The sequence below is a fragment of the Stenotrophomonas sp. 05N423 genome (genome assembly GCF_056397145.1).
The window spans coordinates 1-605 of record NZ_JBFTMV010000031.1; the positions used below are offsets into that span (position 1 = coordinate 1).

Genomic DNA, 605 nt, shown 5'->3' on the forward strand with positions numbered 1-605 from the left:
GCGGCCATTCCGGCCGGAACCCACGCCGGAATGGCCGCCCCTCCATCCGGCGCGCGCCGGCTTCCGCGTTCCTGCCGTCGCACTCGGCTCGATCGATGCCTGCGGAAGCACACGCCACACCCTTACGGTTGCACCATTGCAGGGCATCGACTGATAGGACGTCAGCCCTTGCTCCATGCACTTGAACACCTGCGTTTCGGCAGGCGCTGGTACGCCGGCCGCAAGCAGAAGAAAAAGAGAGAGAACCTTCACCATCCGAGGCCACCTTGCTCCATTCCGTGACGTCCAAGCCTGGAGGAAGCGAGTGACCAGAACCATCGGTGAAGCCAGTGCAAGCCTGCCGGAAAATGCCATGCATCCATGTCCGTAGAGGGCCCAGCAGGCATGTGAAGATTTTTTTTCACAAATGGYTTGCTCGGCCCGAAAAGCCGGGCTATCATTTCTTTCTCGGCAACAACGGGGCCATAGCTCAGCTGGGAGAGCGCCTGCATGGCATGCAGGAGGTCAGCGGTTCGATCCCGCTTGGCTCCACCAAATCCGGACATTAGGCCGTCCGGATAGCCGAAAAAAACTTGATGAAGTTACGCGTCCCCATCGTCTAGAGG

1 tRNA gene is annotated in these 605 nt (G+C 59.8%); it reads left to right on the plus strand.

What is annotated here, in order from left to right:
* Positions 1-458 precede the first annotated feature (458 nt).
* Positions 459-534: transfer RNA gene (locus tag AC1DGW_RS16835), tRNA-Ala, on the plus strand.
* The last annotated feature ends 71 nt before the right edge of the window (positions 535-605 follow it).